The organism is Streptomyces sp. NBC_01508, assembly GCF_045040315.1.
GTDB lineage: Bacteria > Actinomycetota > Actinomycetes > Streptomycetales > Streptomycetaceae > Streptomyces.
In genome coordinates this window covers 7,006,158-7,027,024 of the sequence record NZ_CP109419.1, presented here as the reverse complement: position 1 = coordinate 7,027,024, position 20,867 = coordinate 7,006,158, and the positions used below count along the sequence as shown (strand labels likewise).

Genomic DNA, 20,867 nt, shown 5'->3' with positions numbered 1-20,867 from the left:
GCGATCGGAAAGCGGGCGCGGTCTGGTGCGTGCGATTCCAAGGCGTCGGAGTGTCCTCGTAGTGGAGCTACCAGGGCAATTCGGCAACGCGGGAAGCGCGCGTACCTGGGTGTGAACGCCCGATCAGAGGTCATCCGACAGGCTCTGGGGACGTGGCGGGGCGCAGGCGAAGTCCCTGCATTCCGCCGTCGACCGCGAGTGCCGTGCCCGTGACGGCGGCTGCGGCGGGGCTGGCGAGATAGACGACCGCGGCGGCGACCTCGTCCGCGCTGACCAGCCGTCCGGTGGGCTGGCGCGCTTCGAGGGCGGCGCGTTCGGCCGCCGGGTCGGGGGCCTGGTCGAGCAGGCGGCCCACCCAGGGGGTGTCCGCGGTACCGGGGTTGACGCAGTTGACGCGGATGCCCTCGCGGACGTGGTCGGCGGCCATCGCGAGGGTCAGCGACTGCACGGCGCCCTTGCTGGCGCTGTACAGGGCGCGTTGCGGCAGCCCGGCCGTGGCGGCGATGGAGCAGGTGTGGGTGATCGAGACACAGCCGGGCCGGCCGGCGGCGGCGCGCCGCAGATGGGGCAGCGCGTGGCGTGCGGTACGGACCATGCCGAGGACGTTGATGTCGAGGACCCGCAGCCATTCGGCGTCGTCGTTGTCGGTGACGGTGCCGATGGCGCCGATCCCGGCGTTGGAGACGACGGTGTGCAGGGCCCCGAACTCGGCCGCCGCCGCGTCGACCGCCGCGCGGACGGCGTCGTCGTCCCGTACGTCGGCCTTGAGCGCCAGGGTGCCGGCGGGGGCCGCCGCGGTGTCGCGGTCGAGTACGGCGACGCGGGCGCCGCGGGCGAGCAGCAGGGCCGCGACGGCCGCGCCGATGCCGGAGGCGCCGCCGGTGACGAGGGCGCCCAGGCCCGCGAAGTCTCCTGTGTCCGGTGCCGCTGTCATGAGTTGACCTCCTCGGTGGTGCGGCGGGCCTGCCAGACGGGCCCTTCGGGGTAGCGGTGCGCGGCGATCGACTCCGGGCGCATGCGCGCGGAGAAGCCCGGGGCGCCCGGCGCGACGTAGCGGCCGGAGTCGATCACCGCCGGGTCGGTGAAGTGCTCGTGGAGGTGGTCGACGTACTCGATGACGCGGTCCTCCCAACTGCCGGAGACGGCAACGTAGTCGAACATCGCCAGATGCTGGACCAGTTCGCACAGGCCGACTCCGCCCGCGTGCGGGCAGACCGGTTTGCCGTACTTGGCGGCGAGGAGCAGGATCGCCAGGTTCTCGTTGACGCCGGCGACGCGCGCCGCGTCGATCTGGACGAAGTCGACGGCTCCGGCCTGGAGCAGTTGCTTGAACACGACGCGGTTGGCGGCGTGTTCGCCGGTGGCGACCTTGACCGGCTGGCCGGCCCGGACGGCGGCGTGGCCGAGAATGTCGTCGGGGCTGGTGGGCTCCTCGATCCAGTGCGGTTCGTGCGGGGCCAGTGCGGTCATCCAGCGGATCGCGTCCGAGACGTCCCAGCGCTGGTTGGCGTCGACGGCGATACGGATGTCGGGGCCGACCGCCGCGCGGGCCAGCTTCATCCGCCGTACGTCGTCGTCCAGGTCGCCGCCCACCTTGAGCTTGATCTGCTCGAAGCCGTCGGCGACGGCCTGTTCGGCGAGGGTGACCAGCTTGGTGTCGGAGTAGCCGAGCCAGCCGGGTGACGTGGTGTACGCGGGGTAGCCCTCGGCGCGCAGCCGGGCGGCGCGCTCCGCGCGGCCGGGCTCGGCGGCGCGCAGGATGTCCAGCGCCTCGGCCGGGGTGAGGGCGTCGGTGAGATAGCGGAAGTCGACGAGCGAGACCAGTTCCTCGGGCGTCATGCCGGCCAGGAACTCCCAGACGGGCAGGCCCGCGGCCTTGGCGGCGAGGTCCCAGGCCGCGTTGATGACCGCGCCTGCGGCCATGTGCATGACGCCCTTCTCCGGGCCGAGCCAGCGCAGTTGCGAGTCGTGGGTCAACTCGATGTGGAGCGCGGCGAGATCGGCGGCGGTACGGGGTGCGCGGCGGCCGACCACGTACGGGCGCAGGGCCTCGATGGCGGCGGCGAGTACGTCGTTGCCCCGGCCGATGGTGAAGCAGAAGCCGTGGCCCTCGGCGCCGTCGTCGGTGCGCAGGACCACGTATGCGGCGGAGTAGTCGGGGTCCGGGTTCATGGCGTCCGAGCCGTCGAGCTGTTCCGAGGTGGGGAAGCGGATGTCGTGGACCCCGAACTCTGTGACGGTCTGACTCACTGCACGCCCCCTGAGAAGAACATCGGACCTCTTCGGTCATCCGATGTATAGCGCCGTTGATGGGTAAACGTCCAGGGGCGGAACGAAATTCACGGTCACAGCTCGGATGAATTCTCCGGTTCGTTGGATCGGCACCCCCAGCCATGCCCAGCGGCGCGGAAGTTCACCCGCGCGTGCACGGGGGCTGCTGGCCGGTAGCCGATAAGCCGTAAGGTTGGTCCGTACGTTCACCGAACACTTCGGAAGGAGGCCTGGGTGATCGAGCTCGAGGGGGTACCCGAGCTGATCGACCCGGTCATGGTGGCCGCGTTCGAGGGCTGGAACGACGCCGGCGACGCCGCTTCCACGGCGGTCGGGCATCTGGACCGGGAGTGGAAGGGCGAGGTGTTCGCGGCGCTGGACGCCGAGGACTACTACGACTTCCAGGTCAACCGGCCCACGGTCTGGCTGGACGGCGGAGTACGGAAGATCGTCTGGCCCACGACCCGGCTCTCCGTGGTCCGGGTCGGCGGGGAGAAACCCCGCGACCTGGTACTGGTCCGCGGCATCGAACCGTCCATGCGCTGGCGCTCCTTCTGCAACGAGATCCTGGGCTTCGCCCATGAGCTGGGCGTGGAAATGGTGGTCATCCTGGGCGCGCTGCTCGGCGACACCCCGCACACCCGCCCGGTACCGGTCAGCGGCGTGACCTCGGACGCGGACCTGGCCAGGACGATGGACCTGGAGGAGACCCGGTACGAGGGCCCGACCGGCATCGTCGGCATCCTCCAGGAGGCGTGCACACACGCGGGGGTGCCCGCGGTGAGCCTGTGGGCCGCCGTACCGCACTACGTGTCGCAGCCGCCCAACCCGAAGGCGACGCTGGCCCTGCTGAACCGGCTGGAGGATCTGATCGGGCTGCGGATCCCGCTGGGCGAACTGGCGGAGGACGCGCGGGCGTGGCAGCTCGGAGTGGACCAACTGGCCGCCGAGGACAGCGAGGTGGCGGAGTACGTCCAGTCGCTGGAGGAGGCGCGGGACACCGCGGAGCTGCCCGAGGCGTCGGGCGAGGCCATCGCGCGGGAGTTCGAGCGGTATCTGCGACGGCGTGACGGCGGTCCCGGCCAGCCGCCGGGCGGGCACGCCACGGAGAGCGGCGAGGGCTCGGGGACGTATCTGCGCGACACGTCGGGTCCGGGGTCGGGGCCGGGTCGCGGCAGACCGCCGCGGACGCCGCGACCGGGGCCGGATACCGGCGCCGGGCCGGACCGGGAGCCGCCGGGGCAGGGATCCGGCCCTGCCCCCGACCCGGGGGCGGGCACCGGGGACGACGAGGATTCCCCGGACGACTGAGCGCGACTGCGTACGACTGGGTACGACTCCGCAGTTCGCCGCGGAAACGACGGACGGGCCGCACCGTGCGGCCCTTCCGTCGTTTCCGTACAAGTGGACCTACAGCGCGACGCCCAGCAGCGCGTCGACCGTGCGGGACACCACTCCCGGCGCCCCTTCGTCCGTACCGCCGGTGGACTCCTGAAGGGCCGCCCAGCGGTCGACCGCGGCCAGCGCCGCCGGGGCGTCCAGATCGTTCGACAGGGCCTCGCGCACCTCTTCCACCAGTGCCCGCGCGGACGGTCCGTCGGGCCGGGACACGGCGGCCCGCCAGCGCCCGAGCCGCGCCACCGCCGCTTCGAGCACCTGGTCCGTCCACTCCCAGTCGGAGCGGTAGTGGTGCGCGAGCAGCGAGAGCCGGATCGCGGCCGGATCCACGCCCTCGTGACGCAGGGTCGAGACGAAGACCAGATTGCCCTTGGACTTGGACATCTTCGCGCCGTCGAGCCCGACCATCCCGGCGTGCACGTACGCCTTGGCGAACGGGTACTCGCCGGTCAGCGCCTGCGCGTGCGAGGCGCCCATCTCGTGATGCGGGAAGGCCAGATCGCTGCCGCCGCCCTGGATGTCGAAGCCCATGCCGAGATGGTCGAGGGCGATGGCCACACACTCGATGTGCCAGCCGGGCCGGCCGCGGCCGAGGCTGCCGCCGTCCCAGTTCGGCTCGCCCTCGCGGGCCGCCATCCAGAGCATCGGGTCGAGGGGGTTCTTCTTGCCGGGGCGCTCAGGGTCGCCGCCGCGCTCGGCGGAGAGCAGCCGCATCGCCTCGGCGTCGAGACCGGAGACCTCGCCGAAGTGCGGGTCGGCCTCGACGGAGAAGTAGACGTCGCCGTCCAGGACGTACGCGGCGCCGCTGTCGCACAGCCGCTCCACGAGCGGCACGATGCCCGGTATCGCCTCGACCGCGCCGATGTAGTGCTGCGGCGGCAGCATCCGCAGGGCCGTCATGTCCTCGCGGAAGAGGGCGGTCTCGCGCTCGGCGAGCCCGGTCCAGTCCTCACCGTCGCGCGTCGCGCGCTCCAGGAGTGGATCGTCGATGTCGGTGACGTTCTGGACGTACTGGATCTGGCGCTTGGTGTCGAGCCATACGCGTTGCACGAGGTCGAACGCGTTGTAGGTCGCCGCGTGCCCCAGATGCGTCGCGTCGTACGGCGTGATGCCGCAGACGTAGATACGGGCGACGGGACCGGGCGCGACGGTGACGGGTCCACCGGTCGCTGTGTCGTGAATCCGGAGGTCGCGGCCCTTGCCGGGCAGGGCGGGGACGTCGGAAGCGGGCCAGGCATGCATGTCATGAGCGTAACCGGACGTTGGTTCCGGATACGAACCGGACCGGCGCTGTTGTCCGGTTCGGCGCCCTTGCCTTTTCGGCGGGTTGATGTGTAGGGGCGGCTGCGCGGCTCGTGGGCCGCGCTCGTCCTCAATCGCCGGACGGGCTTGAAGCCCGTCCGGTCCACCCGCCGGCCGTCAGACCGGCGGCCAGGGGATCGCGGGCCACTGCCCGGACGGCTTGGGATGGCATCCCGTACGCCGCAGCTCCTGGACTCGCGACCGTACGGCGTCGGTCTCGGCCGGTGTGATCAGCTCGGCCAACCGGGTGGCGAGCGGGGTGCCTTCGGCCAGTTCGCCGGCCAGCCGGTCCAGGACGGTCACGGCCTCGTCGGGCAGCGGCTCCCCCGCCCAGCCCCACAGCAGGGTGCGCAGCTTGTCCTCCACGTTGAAGGTGACGCCGTGGTCGATCGCGTACAGCCGGCCCCCCGCCTCGGGCAGCAGATGGCCGCCCTTGCGGTCACCGTTGTTGATCACGGCGTCGAGTACGGCGAGCCGCCGCAGCCGCGGGTCGTCGGCGTGCACCAGCAGTGCCGTACGGCCCTCGCCGACCTCGGCGAACCCGATCGCCTTCCAGCCGTCGGCCGGCTCCTCCTCCTCGACCAGGGCGAGGAGTTGGGGCGCCGCGTCGCTCTCGTCGGCCTCGATCCACAGCTGGCACATGCCTTCGCCGTACGGGCCGTCACGCAGCACGGTGGGCGGGACGAGCCCCCAGCCGGTCACCTCGGAGATCTCGTACGCGGCCACCTCGCGCTGGGCGAGCGTCCCGTCGGGGAAGTCCCAGAGCGGCTGCTCCCCCGCGACGGGCTTGTAGACGCACCGCGCCTCCTCGCCCTCGTACGACACGGCGCAGTACAGCACCGCGTTGGACGCTTCACGGATCCGGCCGCGCACGGTCAGCTCGCCCTTGGTGAGCAGATCCACCTCCGGCAGGCTCATGCGTCCCGGCGGTATCCGTTCTGGCGCGGGCATACGTGTCCCTCCGGGTCGAGCGGCAGACTGCACAGCGGGCACGGCGGCCGGCCCGCGTTGACCACGTCCAGGGCGCGTTTGGCGAAGGCCCTGGCCTGGGCGCCGGACAGCCGGACACGGAGCATCGGCGGACCGTTCTCCTCGTCCTGGAGGAGCCGTTCCTCGGCGTCGGCGAGGTCTTCGTCGGTGTCGGCGTCGAGTTCGACGAGGGCCTGTGCCTCGACGATCATGCGCTGTTCGTCGCCGTCCCAGGCCAGGGCCATGGTGCCGACCCGGAACTCCTCCTCGACGGGCGCGTCGAGCGGTGCGGCGTCGGCGACGTCGGTGGTCGCCATGGCGGGCACCGGCGCGTTGCCACCGGTGCGGCGCACCACCTCGTCCAGCAGCTCATCGATCCGCTCGGCGAGCGCGGCGACCTGGGTCTTCTCCAGGGCCACGCTGGTGACGCGGCCCGAGGCGGATGCCTGGAGGAAGAACGTACGGCGGCCAGGCAGCCCGACCGTACCGGCCACGAAGCGGTCCGGCGGGTCGTAGAGGAACACCTGACGGGACACGTCCTGTCTCCCTTGGGAATTGACGGCAAATGGGGCGGTCCGGCGCGCCCGGAGAACGGACCTCCGGGGTGGCACGGACGGCCCGTCCACCCTACTGCGCGCGGCGATCACGCGGCGCCGGTGCCGCCGCCCACGACGGCTTCACCGCTGCTGTCCGGGTCGCCGCTGTCCTTCTTTCCGCCCGCGCCGTTCTCACGCGGTGTCAGGGAATCGAGGTCGCCGGTGTCCCCCAGCCGCACCACGAACGGCCGCAGCGGGGTGTACCTGATGGCGGTAACCGAGCAGGGGTCGGCGTGGATGCGCTGGAAGAGGTCGAGATGCATGCCGAGCGCGTCGGCCACCAGGGACTTGATGATGTCGCCGTGCGAGCACATCAGGAAGACGGCGCCCTCGCCGTGCTCCGCCTCGACGCGGCTGTTCCAGTCCCGTACGGCGTCCACGGCGCGTGCCTGCATGGCGCGCATCGACTCACCGCCGGGGAACGTGGCGGCCGAGGGGTGCTGCTGCACGACGGACATCAGGGGATCGTCGCCCAGTTCGGCCAGCTTGCGCCCCGACCAGTCGCCGTAGTCGCACTCGCTGATCCGCTCCTCGTGGTGCGTCTCGATGCCGGGGCGGGCGTCGACGAGCGGCTGGATCGTCTCCAGACAGCGCTGGAGCGGGCTGGACACGACGGCGGCGAGCGGCAGACCCGCGAGCCGCCCCGGCAGGGCGGCGGCCTGTGCGAGGCCCTGCTCGTCGAGCGCGACGCCGGGGGTCCGGCCGGCCAGGACGCCCGAGGTGTTGGCGGTGGAGCGACCGTGCCGTACGAGGATCAGGGTGGCCATGACGGCCAGCCTAAACGGTGCGGCAAAGGCGGTGGCGGCCACCCGGACGGCGGGGACCGGGTGTACGGGGCGCGCGGCGGAGCTGCGGCGGACGTGCGGCGGACGTGCGTCAAAGCCCGCAGGCCGGGAAGAATGCCCGGCGTGATCGTCGACCGTGCCATCTACCGCGACGGGCGCCGTACCGACGGGCCCGCCGATCTGTCCGACGCCCTCGCCGAGGCGCGAGCCCACGGGGACGCCTTCCTCTGGGTGGGGCTGCACGAGCCGACGCCGAAGGAGTTCGACCTCGTCAGCAGCGAGTTCGGCATGCATCCGCTGGCCGTCGAGGACGCGCTCAAGGCGCACCAGCGGCCCAAGCTGGAGGTCTACGACGACTCGCTGTTCGTGGTGCTCAAACCGGTGGTGTACGACTCCGAGCGCGACTCCGTCTCCAGCGGCGAGCTGATGCTCTTCATCGGTGACTCGTTCGTGGTGACGGTCCGGCACGGCGAGGGCGCGCCGCTGCACGCCGTACGCCAACGCCTTGAGTCGGAGCCCCTGGTGCTCAAGCACGGTCCCACCGCGGTCCTCTACGCCGTGAGCGACGCGGTGGTCGATCACTACCTCGACGTGTGCGCCGAGCTCCAGGTCGACCTGGAGGAGCTGGAGGCGCAGGTCTTCTCACCGGCCGAGGGCGGCTCGGGGCGCGGCCGCGAGGCGGGCGACCAGCCGGCGGCGGAGCGGATCTACACGTTCAAACGGCAGGTGCTGGAGTTCCGCAGGGCGGCCGGGCCGCTGGCGGCGCCGGTCTCGCGGCTCACGCGCGCCGGGGTGCCGTTCGTCCAGGAGCGGTCGCAGCCGTTCTTCCGGGACGTGGACGACCATCTGACGCGCGTCAACGAGCAGGTGGAAGGGCTGGACCGGCTGCTGTCGGACATCCTGTCCGCCCATCTCGCGCAGATGGGTGTGCGGCAGAACGACGACATGCGCAAGATCTCGGCCTGGGCGGCGATGGCCGCGGTGCCGACGCTGCTGGCGGGGATCTGGGGCATGAACTTCGATCACATGCCCGAGCTGGGACAGGTGTGGGGGTATCCGGGCGCGCTGCTGCTGATGGCCGGTGCGGTGACCTTCCTGCACCGGCTCTTCAAGCGCAACGGCTGGCTCTGACCCGCCCGACACGACCGACTCGCCCGACAGCCCGGCCGGCCGGTCGGCCGCCCGGCCGCTCAGAAGGCGGGGACGGTCGCCGGGCCGCCCAGCGCGTCGCGGCGCTCCGGCATCGTGAGGCTGACCATCCGCCGCCAGCCGCCCGCCCTCTCCATCGCGTACAGACCGTGGATCCCGGCGGTCAGCAGCGCCGCCTTGGGCCGGGGCCAGTCGAGGATGCGGCCCATGTGGCCCATCACGGCGAGGCTCACGTCGCGGTAGATGCGGATCTCGGCCCGCGCGCTCTCCTGGAGCACCCGGTGGATGGTGCGGCCGTGGCCCTGGCGCGCGAGGCGCAGCAACTCCTCGTGGCAGTAGGCGAGATGGTTGTCCTCGTCGGCGCTGATGATCTTGACGGCGTTGCCGACGAGCGGATGGCCGCCGAAGTACCCCCGCAACATGTCCATCTGGTCGGCGGCACGCTGTTCGGTCACCCTGCTGTGCGAGAGGTAGACGACGATGTCCTCTTCGGTCAGTGGGTCGTTCCGGCGCAGTTTGTCGTGCGGGAGACCGATGCCCCGCCGTTCGAGCAGCATCGTGTAGTCGGTGGCGGGCGGTACGTCGACCGGTTCGAGGCCGCGCCTCTTGAGCAGCGCGTGGAAGATCCGCCCGTGCTTGTCCTCGTCGGCGCCGTGCCGGGTGATCTTGGATGCGAGATCCCGCATTCCCTCGGGCACCAAGGCGGCGATACGGCCGTTCTCCCAGCCGCCCTGGGCCTCGCCGCTGGCCGCGATGGAGCAGAAGAGCCGGAAGGAGTCGTCGTTGTCGAGGATTTCCTCGAACAGGCCTCGGGCCGAGAGCATCGGATGCCACCTCCATGCCGATGTCCACTCAGACACCCGCACAAGGAGTCAAATGCGACACGGGGCAAGAGGCAACAGCTCAGGGGCACGACTCGGCCGAAGGGGGTAGTGCTTCGCGCCCCCCTGACGCACGTCCGTACGGATGCGGGTGGGCGTAACCGGGTGGGGGGCCTGGGCGTTGTCCTTCATGACGGCCGTGGCGGGGAAGACCCCCCGAGCCCCCACCACGGCCGCGGACTTCTGAGCCACGCGGGTGCGCTTCCGGCGCGCTTCGAGCGCGCTCGGGCTCACTCAGGTGACAAGACCGGCCAGCTCCAGGGCCTCGGTGCCCGCGCGCAGGGCCGCGAGGCGTTCGTCGAGGGTGAAGCCCGCGGGAGCCAGCGTCAGCGTCGTGACACCGGCCGCGGCGTACGCCTTCATCCGGTCGGCGATCCGCTCCACCGGGCCGAGCAGCGTGGTGGAGTCGATCAACTGGTGCGGTACGGCCGCCCCGGCCCCGTCCTTGTCGCCGGCCAGGTACTTGTCCTGGATCTCCGCCGCCTCGCGCTCGTACCCCATGCGCCGCGCCAGCTGGTTGTAGAAGTTCTGCTTACGGCTGCCCATGCCGCCCACGTACAGCGCGGTGTACGGGCGGAACATGTCCGCCAGCGCCTCGACGTCGTCGCCCAGCGCGATCGGCAGTGTCGGGCAGACGTCGAATCCGTCCATGGTCAGCCCGGCCTTCTCCCGGCCCGCGCGCAGATGCCGGAGCGCGGTCTCCTCAAGATGGTCGGCCGAGGGAAAGATCAGCAGGGCGCCGTCGGCGATCTCGCCGGTCTGCTCCAGGTTCTTGGGGCCGATCGCGGCGATGTAGAGGGGGATGTGCTCGCGCTGGGGGTGAACGGTCAGCTTGAGCGGCTTTCCGGGGCCGCCGGGCAGCGGCAGGGTCCAGTGCTCGCCTTCGTAGGAGAGCCGCTCGCGGGACATCGCGCGGCGGACGATCTCGACGTACTCGCGGGTGCGGACCAGCGGCTTGTCGAACTTCACGCCGTACCAGCCCTCCGAGACCTGCGGTCCGGAGACCCCGAGGCCGAGGCGGAAGCGGCCGCCGGAGAGCGAGTCCAGTGTGGCGGCCGTCATCGCGGTCATGGCGGGCTGGCGGGCCGGGATCTGCATGATCGCCGAGCCGATGTCGATGCTCTCCGTCTGGGCCGCGACCCAGCTCAGCACGGTGGGGACGTCGGAGCCGTACGCCTCGGCGGCCCAGCAGACGTCGTAGCCGAGCCGGTCGGCCTCCTGGGCGACGGCGAGGTTGTCGCTGTCCATGCCGGCGCCCCAGTAGCCGAGATTGATGCCGAGCCGCATAACCACTCCCTTACTGATCAGTAACGTCCCTGTGCCGGGACTCTAGCGCGTGCCGCGGGCATCCGTCAGGGGCGGCATCGGGCGTTCGCCGGGGGCGGGTTGTCCACAGGCTCACTGCGGGTGGTGCCCCGGCCAGTAATCTCAGCGGTCATGGAGCAGAGGCATCTCGGCCGTACCGGCCTGCGAGTGTCCCGGATCGGACTCGGCACGCTGACCTGGGGGCGGGACACCGACGAGCACGACGCCGCCGACCAGTTGAAGGCCTTCTGGGAGGCGGGCGGCACTCTCGTCGACACCGCCGATGTGTACGGGGGCGGGGAGGCGGAGTATCTGCTCGGGCAACTGGTGGAGAGACTCGTCCCGCGCCGGGATGTGGTGATCGCCACCAAGGCGGGCAGCGTGCCGGATCCGTACAGACGTTTCAACGGCTCGCGCGGGCATCTGCTGTCGGCTCTGGACGCCTCGCTGGAGCGGCTGGGCACGGACCATGTCGATCTCTGGCAGGTCCACGCGTTCGACACCGGGACACCGTTGGAGGAGACGCTTCAGGCGCTCGACATAGCCGTGAGCAGCGGCCGGGCCCGATACGCGGGGGTGTCGAACTTCTCGGGCTGGCAGCTCGCCAAGGCGGCGACCTGGCAGCTGGCCTCGCCCGGGGTACGGACCCGGCTGGCCAGCACGCAGATGGAGTACTCCCTGCTGCAACGGGGCGTGGAGCGCGAGGTGTTGCCGGCCGCCGTCGATCTGGGGGTCGGGCTGCTGCCCTCGTCGCCGCTCGGCCGGGGGGTGCTGACGGGCAAGTACCGGCACTCCACGCCCGTCGGCTCCCGTGGCGCGTCGGAGCAGTTGGCGCCGTTCGTCGAGCCGTATCTCGACGAGCCGGCGAGCCGCATCGTGGACGCCGTGGTGACGGCGGCGGAGGGGCTGGCGACGACGCCGCTGGAGGTGGCGCTGGCGTGGGTCAGGGACCGGCCGGGCGTGGTCGCCCCGATCATCGGGGCGCGCAACGCGCAGCAGCTCACGGCCGCGTTGTCAGTGGAGAGCCTTAGGCTTCCCGACGAGATCTGCCAGGCGCTCGACGATGTGTCGGCGCCCGTGCACCGCTATCCCGATCAGGACTGGAGCACGTTGTGACTGTGCCTTCCCGGGGGACGACCCCCGGATCCCCCGCCGAGGACCGCGACACCGCAGTCGCGGCGGAGGCCACGGCCACGCCGGTGGCCGAGGCGGAGTCCGGCGGGGCGCCGGAGTCGGGGACCGGGACCGGCACCGGCACCGGCGCGTCGGCGGACGAGGCATCGTCCGAGGCCGCTGGGGACGGAGCGGGGTCCGGGGCCACGGGTGCGGACGGGACTTCGGCCGGGACCGCGACCGGGGACGGCGAGGCCGGGGACGGCACGCGGGGCGAGGCGGAGGCCGCCGGGGGCGAAGACGCGGCCGAGAGCGGCGGCGAGGGGAAGTCCGCGGCGGACGCGGCGGCGCAGCCGTCCGAGGCGGAGGCCGAGATCGCCGCCCAGCGGGAGCTGCGCGCCCGGATCGCGGAGCGGAAGGCCGAGAAGGAGGGCCGGCCCATCCCGGCGGGCACCAAGCTCAGCGGGCAGGCGGCGGATCTGCTCGCCGCCGTACGGGCCATGGAGAGCGGTCAGGCGGCCCCGGCCCGTCCGGTGGCCCCCGCCGCCGCTCCCGACGCCCCTGTCACCGCCGTACCGGCCCAGAACCGACCCCAGGCTCCCGGGCCCGCCCGCGCCGTCCCTGTCGCGCCCGCGACGGCTCCGGAGGCCGTGGCGGCCGTGGGCGCGGTGCTCGCCGAGGGCGGCGCGCCGCCCTCGCTGGCCCCGCAGGTCACGGCCACGCTCGGGGAGCAGGCCGGCGACGCCCTGCGGGGGGATCCGTGGCTGTTGCTGTCCGTTCCCGGTGTCCGGCCCGAGCAGGCCGACGGGTTCGCCCGCGCGCTGCTCGGCGACGGCTGCGGTCCCGGTGACGAGCGGCGGGCCGCCGCTCTCGTCGGCTGGCTGCTGGAGCGCGCCGCCGCGCAGGGCCACACCGCGCTCACGTTCCCGGCGGTGCGGGCCGCGCTGGCGGAGCGGTCGGTGCCCGATCCCGACGAGGCGCTCCAGCACGCGATCACGGAGGGCGCGGTGCTGGTGTTCCAGGACGGCGTCGAGGACATCGACGGGGACACGGAGGACGACGCGTCGGGCGACGAGGCCGCGGAGGGCGGGAGCGTCGCCGACGGTCCGGCCGTGCCGGTCCTGCTCGGTCTCGACCGTTACGCCCTCGCCGAGGAGAGCCTTGCCGACGGCCTGGCCCGGCTGGTGAAGACCGCCCAGGAGGCGTCCTGGGACGAGGCGGCGGCGCAGGCTCCGTCGCCTTCGGCGGGCGAGCTGATCCGCGCGGTCGCCGGCCATGGTCTGGTGGTCCACACGGGCGGCGAGGCCGCCCGTGCCGAGCCGGTGGCCCTCGCGGAGGCCGCGCGTGCGCTCGGTCTGCGCCCGGTCGTCGCGGCACACAGCGAGAACGGCGGGCGCCGGCTGGGTGCGGGCGCGGTGACCGTCGCGGGGCTGCTGTCCGGCACGCAGGGGCCGGGGCGGGACGCGGACGGCGCGCTGGACCTCGATCTCCTTGTCGTCCTCGACGCGCCCCAACTGGACGTGGAGACGGCGGCGGTGCTGGTGGAGTCGCTGCCCGACGGTGCGCGGCTGGTCCTGTCCGGCGACCCCGGGGTGCTGTGGTCGGCGGGCGCCGGGCGGGTCTTCGCCGATCTGCTGGCGGCCCGGGTGTGCCCGCAGCTCGCGTCGCGTACGCCGGACCCCGGGCCGCTCGGCGAGCTGGTCTCCGGTATCGGCATCGGTGAGCTGAACCAGGTCGAGGCCCCCGGCAAGGAGGTCGTGATCGTGCCCGTGCGCGACGCGGGCGAGGCCGTGCACCGTACGGTGCAGCTCGTCGCCGACTCGGTGCCGCGCGCCATCGGTGTGCCGTCCGGGCAGACGCAGGTGATCACGGTCGGGCACGGCGGCGCGGTGGGGACGCGCGCCCTGAACACGGCGCTCAAGGAGCGGCTGAATCCCGGCCCCGGCCGGTTCGGCGGGTTCGACCCGGACGACCGGGTGGCCTATGTGCCCGCCCCGGGCCGGACGTTGACGGGCTCGGTCGTGTCGGCGGACGGGGAAGGGCTCCGTCTGGACTGCGACGGGGTGCCCGTCGTGGTGCCCAGGGAGCTGGTCGACTCGGTCGTACGGCACGGCTGGGCGCTCACCGCGCACCAGGCGGCGGGGATGCGGTGGCCGGCCGCCGTCGTGGTCCTGCCCGGCGACGCGGCACAGGCCCTGAACCGGCCCTGGGTGTATACGGCCTTCGGCCGGGGCGAGCGCCATCTGTCCGTGGTGCACGGCGTCGACCAGGCGCTCGCGCAGGCGGTGGCCGGGGTTCCGGCGGCCGAGCGGACGACGCGGCTCCGTACGCTCCTGGAGGTCCTGCTCACGCCCGCGGTGTGACCCCGTTCGGGACCCCGTTCGGCCGGTTCGTCGTCAGTGGCCGGACGGGCCGCGGGTGCGGCCCGTCCGGCCACTGAGGGCAGACCGGTCAGGCGTCCTGTTCCTCCAGGTCGCCGTAGCGGGGTCCGCTCGCGCCGTCGAAATCGTCCTCGTCGAAGACGGAGCTGACGTCGAAACGGCAGACGACCTGCTGCGGATCGGCCTGCTCGAAGGGGGCGCCGAGCCATTCGCCGGGCTCCGGAAGGTCGTCGGCCGCCGACACCCAGAGGGTCGAGTCGCCCTCCTCCAGGCCGAACTCCTTGTGCCGGGACGCGATCTCGTCCGGTTCGTACTCACCGAAGAGCACACCCACGGCGGCGTGCACACTGGCGCCGACGACCGCCACGGTCTCGGCGTCCCCGTCGACATCGGCGATGCGCTGTGCCTGAGCGAGCAGCCGCCGCGGCTCCGCCACCGCGTAGTCGCGGCGGATCAGCACGCTGAGCGCGTTCGGCTCCTCGGGGCCCGTGTAGGGCGGCAGGGAGTCGTCCGTGCCGGGGATCTCGAACGGGGTGACCTCGTCGTAGAGGTCGTAGAGCCGCTCGTCGTACGCCTCCGCCGCGGTGGCAAGGGCGTTGAACGCTTCGGAGACCGCCGGGTCGTCCTCACCCGTGCGGCGTTCGACCGCCGCGAGGTGACGGTCCAGCGCGACCTTGACCGCCTCGGCGGCGGCACGTACCTCGGCAGCCGTGGGCTGCGCAGCATCAGACATAGGGCAGACGCTATCCGTACCGGGCCTCTGCCCGCACAATAGATGCGATGCCGGAATACGAATTTGTCGACGTGTACGTGCCGCGCGGGGTCTCCCGCAGCGACGCGACCCGCCTGCTGACCGACCACGCCGAGTACGGACACTGGGAAATGGACCGACTGAGCCTGCACCGGGACGGCAGTCGCAGAGTGCGGCTCCGCAGACGCATCATCCGTCAGGTACGCGCGACCTGGTGAACGGCGACGGGGCGGGTCCCCGCTGTGCGGAGACCCGCCCCGCGCCGTACCGGGACGAACACATGCCGTACTCGCGGGCTGCTACGCGGCGGCGCGGGTGCGGCGGTAGATGATGGTGCCCGCGAGCAGCAGGGCCGCACCGGCCGGGATCACCAGTCCGAGCCCGCCGGCGCCGGTCTCGGCCAGCGATTCGGTGCCCTCGGGGGTGTCGGGCCGGTCGACGACCTGCGTGTCCGGGCTGTTCGGGGACGGCGGGACGGCACGCTCCTTCGGGGGCTCGGGGGTGCCCGGGTTCTCGGGCTTCCCCTCGGGCGGCGGCGCGGGGGTGTCCGCGTTCTCGCACTCGTTGCCGAAGACGGGGTTCAGCGCGCCGACGATGTCGACGCCGTTCCCGCAGGCGTTCACCGGGATGTCGATCGGCACCTGGATCTGGTTGCCGGAACCGACGCCGGGCGAGTTGCCCGCTCCGCCTTCGGCGTGCGAGCCGCCGCCGGTGTGGCCGCCGGGCGAGCCCGTGCCGCCGCCGTTGTTGCCTCCGTGCGAGCCACCGCCCTGGGAGCCGCCGCCGTGCGGGCGCCCGCTGTCCGACGTGTTGGCGCAGCGGTTGCCCATGGCGGGGTTCAGCACCCCGACGACATTGACGGTGTTGCCGCAGGCGTTGACCGGGACGTGCACCGGGACCTGGACGTTGTTCCCGGACAGTACGCCCGGGGAGTTCGCCGCTGTTCCGTCGGCACCCGAGTCCGCGTGCGCGTAGCCGCCGCCGAGGGCGAGTACGCCGCCGGCCGCCGCCACGGTGATCAGGCCTTTGCGCGTGACCTGTCTCATAGCTTGTTCCTGCCTTCTGCCTTCCGGATACCCCCGGCACGACCGCCTGGGGCGCAATGCCCCAGCGGCCCCGGAGTGCATGGCGCGCACTCCGGGGCCGCCCGGGGCTCAGACCCTTACGGGTTGAGGTACAACGTCACGCGTTGACGCAGGTGTTGCCAAAGGCGGGGTTCAGCAGCCCGATCACGGAGACCGTGTTGCCGCACGCATTCACCGGAATGTGGATGGGCACCTGAACGACATTGCCCGAGAGCACACCGGGGGACCCGACAGCGGCACCCTGGGCGCCGGCGTCGGCGACGGCCATGCCCGCACCCGCGAGCACCAGGCTGCCGGTGACAGCCGCAGCGGCTACGACCTTCTTGATCATTATTCCTCCTCGTTGGCAAACGCGGTCCCAACCTCGGACCGCACACCTGTAACGAGGAGGAAGTAATGAGGCTACGAGCGTATGGTCGCATTCACTCTTTTCAGTCAGGTGCGTACGCGCTGTCGATTACCGCCTCAGCAGGCGTCGATGAAGCGGTCCAGCACCCGTACGCCGAACTTCAGGCCGTCCAGCGGCACGCGCTCGTCCACGCCGTGGAACATCCCGGCGAAGTCCAGCTCCGGCGGGAGCTTGAGCGGGGCGAAGCCGAAGCCGCGGATGCCGAGGTCGTCGAAGGACTTGGCGTCCGTACCGCCCGAGAGCATGTAGGGAACGGCCCGCGCGATCGGGTCCTCGGCGACGAGCGCGGTCTGCATGGCGTCCACGAGTTTGCCGTCGAAGCTGGTCTCCAGGGCCTTGTCCCCGTGCACGTCCTCGCGCTTCACGCGCGGGCCGATGATCCGGTCGATGTCGGCGAGGAACTCCTCCTCGTAGCCGGGCAGGAAGCGGCCGTCGACATGTGCGCTCGCCTGGCCGGGGATCACATTCACCTTGTAGCCCGCGCCGAGCATGGTGGGGGCGGCGGAGTTGCGCAGGGTGGCGCCGATCATCTTCGCGATGCCGCCGAGCGTGGCGAGCGTGCCCTCCATGTCCTCCGGGTCGAGCGGTACGCCCAGCGCGTCGGAGAGTTCGTCGAGGAAGGACCGCACGGTCCTGGTCATCCGCACCGGCCACTCGTGCCGGCCCAACCGGCCCACCGCCTCGCAGAGTTCGGTGATGGCGTTGTCCTTGTTGGTCATCGATCCGTGGCCGGCGGTGCCGTCCACGGTGAGCCGCATCCAGTGCATGCCCTTCTGCGCCGTCTCGACGAGATACAGCCGCAGGTTCTCGTTGACGGTGAAGGAGAAGCCGCCGACCTCGCTGATGGCCTCGGTGACGCCCTCGAAGAGTCCGGGGTGGTTGTCGACGAGGTACCGCGCCCCGTACGTACCGCCCGCCTCCTCGTCGGCCAGGAAGGCGAGGACGATGTCGCGCGGGGGCTTGCGCCCGCTGCGGAGCCTGTCCCGCACCACGGCGAGGGTCATGGCGTCCATGTCCTTCATGTCGACCGCGCCGCGCCCCCACAGGCAGCCGTCGGCGATCTCGCCGGCGAACGGGTCGTGCGTCCAGTCCGCCGCGTTGGCGGGGACGACGTCGGTGTGGCCGTGGATGAGCAGCGCGGGCCTGGAGGGGTCCTCGCCGGCGATCCTGGCGACGGTTGAGGCGCGGCCCTTGTGGGACTCGAAGATCTTCGGTTCGAGACCCACCTCGGCCAGCTTCTCCGCCACGTACTCGGCGGCCAGGCGTTCGCCGGGGCCCGAGTGGTCGCCGTAGTTGCTGGTGTCGATCCGGATCAGATCGCGGCAGAGGTCCACGACCTCGTTCTCGCCCGAGACCGTCCCGCCCGTGTTCGACTCGCTCACGCTGCTCACTCCCGCTGTCGTTGCCGGTGGTCGCCCCATCCTCCCACCGGGGCGGGATCGGGCAGTGCCCGATGTTTGCTATGGTTTTCCACGTCGGAACGGCCTGTGGCCGTGCGGCAGACACCCTGTCCGGGTGGCGGAATGGCAGACGCGCTAGCTTGAGGTGCTAGTGCCCTTTATCGGGCGTGGGGGTTCAAGTCCCCCCTCGGACACCGAAGAAGAAGTACGAAGAAGGTGCGGGCGGTCCATCGCCCGCACCTTCTTCGTTTTCCTGCTCGCGTTTCGTTCTCCCGCTCGCCGGGCGTCGGCTCGTCGGCCGGGCGCCGGCTGTCAGGTGCGTGGCAGCCGCGGGAGTTCGGGATGGCGGAGCCTGCGGAAGGACCGGTCGTGGTAGACGAGCGGGTCGCCCTGCCCCGGGCGGACGGCCAGGACGGCGCCGACCAGGATGACGTGGTCCCCGGCCGGATGGCGGTCGCGCACCTCGCAGTCCAGGACGGCGAGGGCACCGGCCACGGCCGGCAGCAGCCGGGGTGTGGTGGTGGTGTCCTCGGGGCGGAACTTGTCGGCACCGGTCGTCGCGAAGCGGGTGGCGACCGCGCCCTGGTCCTGGCGGAGCAGGCTGACGGCGAAGTCCTGGCAGGCGGTGAACGCCGGGAAGGAGCTGGAGTTCGTGGCGAGGCAGACCAGCACCAGCGGCGGGTCCATGGACACGGAGCAGAACGAGGTGGCGGTGAAGCCGCGCGGGCGGCCCTCGGGGTCCTGGGTGGTGACGACCACGACTCCGCCCGCGAGTTGGGCCATGGCGGCCTTGAAGTCGTCCCGGAAGGCGGCCGGTTCGAGGCCGGTCGCGGCCGGATGTCGGGTGCGGTTCACGGCAGGATCACCACCTGGGAGGCGAAGTTGAGGCCGGCGCCGAAGCCGGCGAGGAGCGCGGTGTCGCCGCGGGCCGCCCGCTGGGAGGCGAGCAGCGCGTCCAGGGCGAGGGGTACGGAGGCGGCCGAGGTGTTCCCGGAGTGGACCACGTCGCGGGAGACCGCGGTGGCGGCGGTCAGGCCGAGGCGTTCGGACATCAGCTCGATCATGCGCAGATTGGCCTGGTGGGGCACGAAGGCGCCCAGCTCGGCGGCCGTCACACCGGCCTCGTCCAGGGCGCGGCCCACCGCCGGGGAGACCTCGTCCATGGCCCAGCGGAAGACCCGCCGGCCGTCCATCCGCATCCACGGCCGTTCGGTGGCCGCGGCGCCGGTGGCCGCCCAGGGGGCCGTCATGCGCAGCGCCGCGCCGTACGCGCCGTCCGCCCGGCGGACGACCGGGCCGATCCCGGGGGTGTCGCTGTCGCCGACGACCACCGCGCCCGCGCCGTCGGCGAAGAGGAAGGCGATCGACCGGTCGGTGGGTTCCACGATGTCCGTCATGCGTTCGGCGCCGATGACCAGCGCCCGCCGGGCGCTGCCGGCCCGGACCGCGTCGGAGGCCATCGCCAGGGCGTGGCAGAAGCCGGCGCAGGCGGCGGACAGGTCGACGCCCGCGGCACCGCTCGCGCCCAGTTCGTACGCCACCCGGGTCGCCAGCGGCGGGGTCTGGAGCAGGTCGGACATGCTGGCCACCAGCACGAGATCGATATCGGCGGGCACCGTACCGGCCTGCGCCAGCGCCTTCTCGGCGGCGGCGGTGGCCATCATGGTCAGCGTCTCGTCGTCATCCGCGAAACGGCGTTCGACGATGCCGCTACGGGCTTCGATCCACTCCTCGGTGGAGTCGATGCGCCGGCAGATCTCGGCGTTGCCGACCACTCGGCGCGGCCGGTAGGCGCCGATCCCGATCAGCGCGCTGTGGCGGGTCCCGGCTGCTCTGACGGTCCGTGTCATCGCCGTCTCCCTCCGTGTCGGCTGCGGTGGTCCGGGAAGGGAACGACCGCATCGCCAGCGTCGGCGGGCCCGCTGGAGAAGTCCTTGAGCGCGGCTCAGGGAACGGCCGGAAGTCCTCCGGTCGCCGCGCGACGGCGGCGGCCCGCGAGGGCGTGTTTCGAGAGTCCCGCCTGGCCGACGACGCCCGGCACGCTCTCCCCCGTAGCCCCGAGGGGGGCACGGGAGGTGCCCCCTCGCCGCGTTGACAGCGTTCTCGAAGGCGTCCACGTACGGCCGGGCCATCCACAACGCCGATCCTCCGCCTTGCGATCGCACGCACCGGACGCCGTCGGCCCCGCCCTCCGGGCGGACGGCGCCACTTCCGAAACACGCCCTCGGGCGGGTCGCGGGGCCGTTCGTACGCGTCCGGGTGGGCGCGGGCCGTGGGCGGACCGGAGGATCGGGGGACTCCCCCGCCGAGGCCCGGCGGATGCTCCGACCGGGCCTTTCTCACACCCGCCGGGCGCGGGAATAGCCGCTGTTCGTAAGGGAGTTCGGACTACCATGTGACCAACGAGGGGGTGTCCGTTGATACGGCTGATCATCGCCGAAGATGTGCGCATGCTCCGCGACGCCCTGGTCGCTCTGCTCCGGCTGGAGGACGATCTCGACGTGGTGGCCGAGATGGGCAACGGGGACGACATTCTTCCCACCGCGCTCCGTCTGCGGCCCGACATCGCGGTGATCGACATCGATCTGCCCGGCACCGACGGTCTGACGGCCGCCACGCAGCTGCGTACCGGTGTGCCCTCGTGCCGGGTGCTCCTCGTGACCAATCTCGGCAATCCGGCGGCGCTGCACCGCGCCCTGTCCGCGCAGGTGGACGGATATCTGCTGAAGGACGCGCCGCCGAGCGAACTGGTGCGGGCCATAAGGAAGGTGACGGCCGGTCAGCGGGTGATCGACCCGCAGCTCGCGCTGACCGCCTGGGAGGGCTCGGCAGCGCGGCTGACCCCGCGCGAGGTGACGGTGCTGCGCCTGGCCGCCGAGGGGGAGGACGTACGCGTCATCGCGAAGGAACTCCATCTGAGCGTCGGTACGGTGCGCAACTATCTGACGACGATCGTCGACAAGCTCGGTGCCCGGAACCGCGTGGACGCGGTACGGATCGCCCGGGGCACCGGGCTCATCTGACGTACGGCGGGCGGCGGTCGGCGCGACCACCACGACGACGGACGGCCGG

20 protein-coding genes and 1 tRNA gene are annotated in these 20,867 nt (G+C 72.2%); 7 read left to right on the top strand and 14 right to left on the bottom strand.

What is annotated here, in order from left to right:
* Positions 1–130: 130 nt before the first annotated feature.
* Both OG700_RS32435 and OG700_RS32430 read right to left on the bottom strand, forming a co-directional pair.
* On the bottom strand, positions 131–934 hold the full coding sequence (locus OG700_RS32435; protein WP_405619828.1) for an SDR family NAD(P)-dependent oxidoreductase: 804 nt from the start codon (positions 932–934) through the stop codon (positions 131–133).
* Complete coding sequence (locus tag OG700_RS32430) at positions 931–2,250, bottom strand: enolase C-terminal domain-like protein (protein WP_405619826.1); 1,320 nt, start codon at positions 2,248–2,250, stop codon at positions 931–933. Before OG700_RS32430 ends, OG700_RS32435 begins: the two co-directional genes overlap by 4 nt.
* A gap of 255 nt (positions 2,251–2,505) precedes the next feature.
* Between OG700_RS32430 and OG700_RS32425 the strand changes: the two genes are divergently transcribed.
* Entirely contained in the window at positions 2,506–3,582 is a 1,077-nt protein-coding gene (locus OG700_RS32425; protein WP_405619823.1) for a PAC2 family protein, read from the top strand.
* A gap of 99 nt (positions 3,583–3,681) precedes the next feature.
* On the opposite strand, the gene mshC is transcribed toward OG700_RS32425, so the two are convergent.
* From mshC to OG700_RS32405, 4 genes are all read right to left on the bottom strand, one after another.
* Positions 3,682–4,911: a cysteine--1-D-myo-inosityl 2-amino-2-deoxy-alpha-D-glucopyranoside ligase gene (gene mshC / locus OG700_RS32420; RefSeq protein WP_405619821.1), complete on the bottom strand. Its 1,230-nt coding sequence runs from the start codon at positions 4,909–4,911 to the stop codon at positions 3,682–3,684.
* 177 nt (positions 4,912–5,088) lie between these two features.
* Positions 5,089–5,922: an SCO1664 family protein gene (locus tag OG700_RS32415; RefSeq protein ID WP_405619819.1), complete on the bottom strand. Its 834-nt coding sequence runs from the start codon at positions 5,920–5,922 to the stop codon at positions 5,089–5,091.
* The gene (locus OG700_RS32410; protein WP_405619817.1) at positions 5,886–6,476 is read right to left on the bottom strand and encodes a DUF3090 domain-containing protein; all 591 of its coding nucleotides are present in this window, start codon (positions 6,474–6,476) and stop codon (positions 5,886–5,888) included. The genes OG700_RS32415 and OG700_RS32410 overlap by 37 nt, the downstream gene beginning before the upstream one ends.
* Positions 6,477–6,583: 107 nt before the next feature.
* Positions 6,584–7,303, bottom strand: coding sequence for a histidine phosphatase family protein (locus OG700_RS32405; RefSeq protein WP_405619815.1), 720 nt, complete (start codon positions 7,301–7,303; stop codon positions 6,584–6,586).
* A gap of 132 nt (positions 7,304–7,435) precedes the next feature.
* Between OG700_RS32405 and OG700_RS32400 the strand changes: the two genes are divergently transcribed.
* Positions 7,436–8,452: a magnesium and cobalt transport protein CorA gene (locus tag OG700_RS32400; protein WP_405619813.1), complete on the top strand. Its 1,017-nt coding sequence runs from the start codon at positions 7,436–7,438 to the stop codon at positions 8,450–8,452.
* A 59-nt stretch (positions 8,453–8,511) separates the two neighbouring features.
* On the opposite strand, the gene OG700_RS32395 is transcribed toward OG700_RS32400, so the two are convergent.
* Positions 8,512–9,294: a ferritin-like domain-containing protein gene (locus tag OG700_RS32395; RefSeq protein WP_405619811.1), complete on the bottom strand. Its 783-nt coding sequence runs from the start codon at positions 9,292–9,294 to the stop codon at positions 8,512–8,514.
* 291 nt (positions 9,295–9,585) lie between these two features.
* The gene (locus OG700_RS32390) at positions 9,586–10,638 is read right to left on the bottom strand and encodes an LLM class F420-dependent oxidoreductase (protein WP_405619809.1); all 1,053 of its coding nucleotides are present in this window, start codon (positions 10,636–10,638) and stop codon (positions 9,586–9,588) included.
* A 150-nt stretch (positions 10,639–10,788) separates the two neighbouring features.
* On the opposite strand from OG700_RS32390, the gene OG700_RS32385 reads away from it, so the two are divergent.
* Both OG700_RS32385 and OG700_RS32380 read left to right on the top strand, forming a co-directional pair.
* Positions 10,789–11,772, top strand: a complete 984-nt coding sequence (locus tag OG700_RS32385) for an aldo/keto reductase (RefSeq protein WP_405619807.1) — start codon at positions 10,789–10,791, stop codon at positions 11,770–11,772.
* Positions 11,769–14,132 carry a helix-hairpin-helix domain-containing protein gene (locus OG700_RS32380; protein ID WP_405619805.1) on the top strand — a complete coding sequence of 788 codons (2,364 nt, stop codon included), beginning with the start codon at positions 11,769–11,771 and terminating at the stop codon, positions 14,130–14,132. The genes OG700_RS32385 and OG700_RS32380 overlap by 4 nt, the downstream gene beginning before the upstream one ends.
* 88 nt (positions 14,133–14,220) lie before the next feature.
* Here OG700_RS32380 and OG700_RS32375 read toward each other — a convergent pair whose 3' ends face one another.
* On the bottom strand, positions 14,221–14,883 hold the full coding sequence (locus OG700_RS32375; protein WP_405619803.1) for a hypothetical protein: 663 nt from the start codon (positions 14,881–14,883) through the stop codon (positions 14,221–14,223).
* Positions 14,884–14,930: 47 nt separating this feature from the next.
* Here OG700_RS32375 and OG700_RS32370 point away from each other — a divergent pair, with 47 nt between their 5' ends.
* Positions 14,931–15,119 carry a DUF5703 family protein gene (locus tag OG700_RS32370; RefSeq protein WP_023542774.1) on the top strand — a complete coding sequence of 63 codons (189 nt, stop codon included), beginning with the start codon at positions 14,931–14,933 and terminating at the stop codon, positions 15,117–15,119.
* Positions 15,120–15,200: 81 nt separating this feature from the next.
* Here the strand turns inward: OG700_RS32370 and OG700_RS32365 are convergent, their stop codons facing one another.
* From OG700_RS32365 to OG700_RS32355, 3 genes are all read right to left on the bottom strand, one after another.
* Entirely contained in the window at positions 15,201–15,947 is a 747-nt protein-coding gene (locus OG700_RS32365) for a chaplin (RefSeq protein WP_405619801.1), read from the bottom strand.
* Between the two features lie 136 nt (positions 15,948–16,083).
* Positions 16,084–16,317: a chaplin ChpH gene (chpH, locus tag OG700_RS32360; RefSeq protein WP_405619799.1), complete on the bottom strand. Its 234-nt coding sequence runs from the start codon at positions 16,315–16,317 to the stop codon at positions 16,084–16,086.
* 134 nt (positions 16,318–16,451) lie between these two features.
* Positions 16,452–17,816, bottom strand: a complete 1,365-nt coding sequence (locus OG700_RS32355; protein ID WP_405619797.1) for a M20/M25/M40 family metallo-hydrolase — start codon at positions 17,814–17,816, stop codon at positions 16,452–16,454.
* A gap of 88 nt (positions 17,817–17,904) precedes the next feature.
* Between OG700_RS32355 and OG700_RS32350 the strand changes: the two genes are divergently transcribed.
* Positions 17,905–17,989, top strand: a tRNA-Leu gene (locus tag OG700_RS32350).
* A gap of 118 nt (positions 17,990–18,107) precedes the next feature.
* Here OG700_RS32350 and OG700_RS32345 read toward each other — a convergent pair.
* Together OG700_RS32345 and OG700_RS32340 are read right to left on the bottom strand one after the other, a co-directional pair.
* On the bottom strand, positions 18,108–18,650 hold the full coding sequence (locus tag OG700_RS32345) for a flavin reductase family protein (protein ID WP_405619795.1): 543 nt from the start codon (positions 18,648–18,650) through the stop codon (positions 18,108–18,110).
* Positions 18,647–19,645, bottom strand: a complete 999-nt coding sequence (locus OG700_RS32340; protein WP_405619793.1) for a beta-ketoacyl-ACP synthase 3 — start codon at positions 19,643–19,645, stop codon at positions 18,647–18,649. Before OG700_RS32340 ends, OG700_RS32345 begins: the two co-directional genes overlap by 4 nt.
* Before the next feature lie 567 nt (positions 19,646–20,212).
* Between OG700_RS32340 and OG700_RS32335 the strand changes: the two genes are divergently transcribed.
* A complete protein-coding gene (locus tag OG700_RS32335) occupies positions 20,213–20,818 on the top strand; it encodes a DNA-binding response regulator (RefSeq protein ID WP_405619791.1) in 606 nt (201 codons plus the stop codon).
* Positions 20,819–20,867 lie beyond the last annotated feature (49 nt).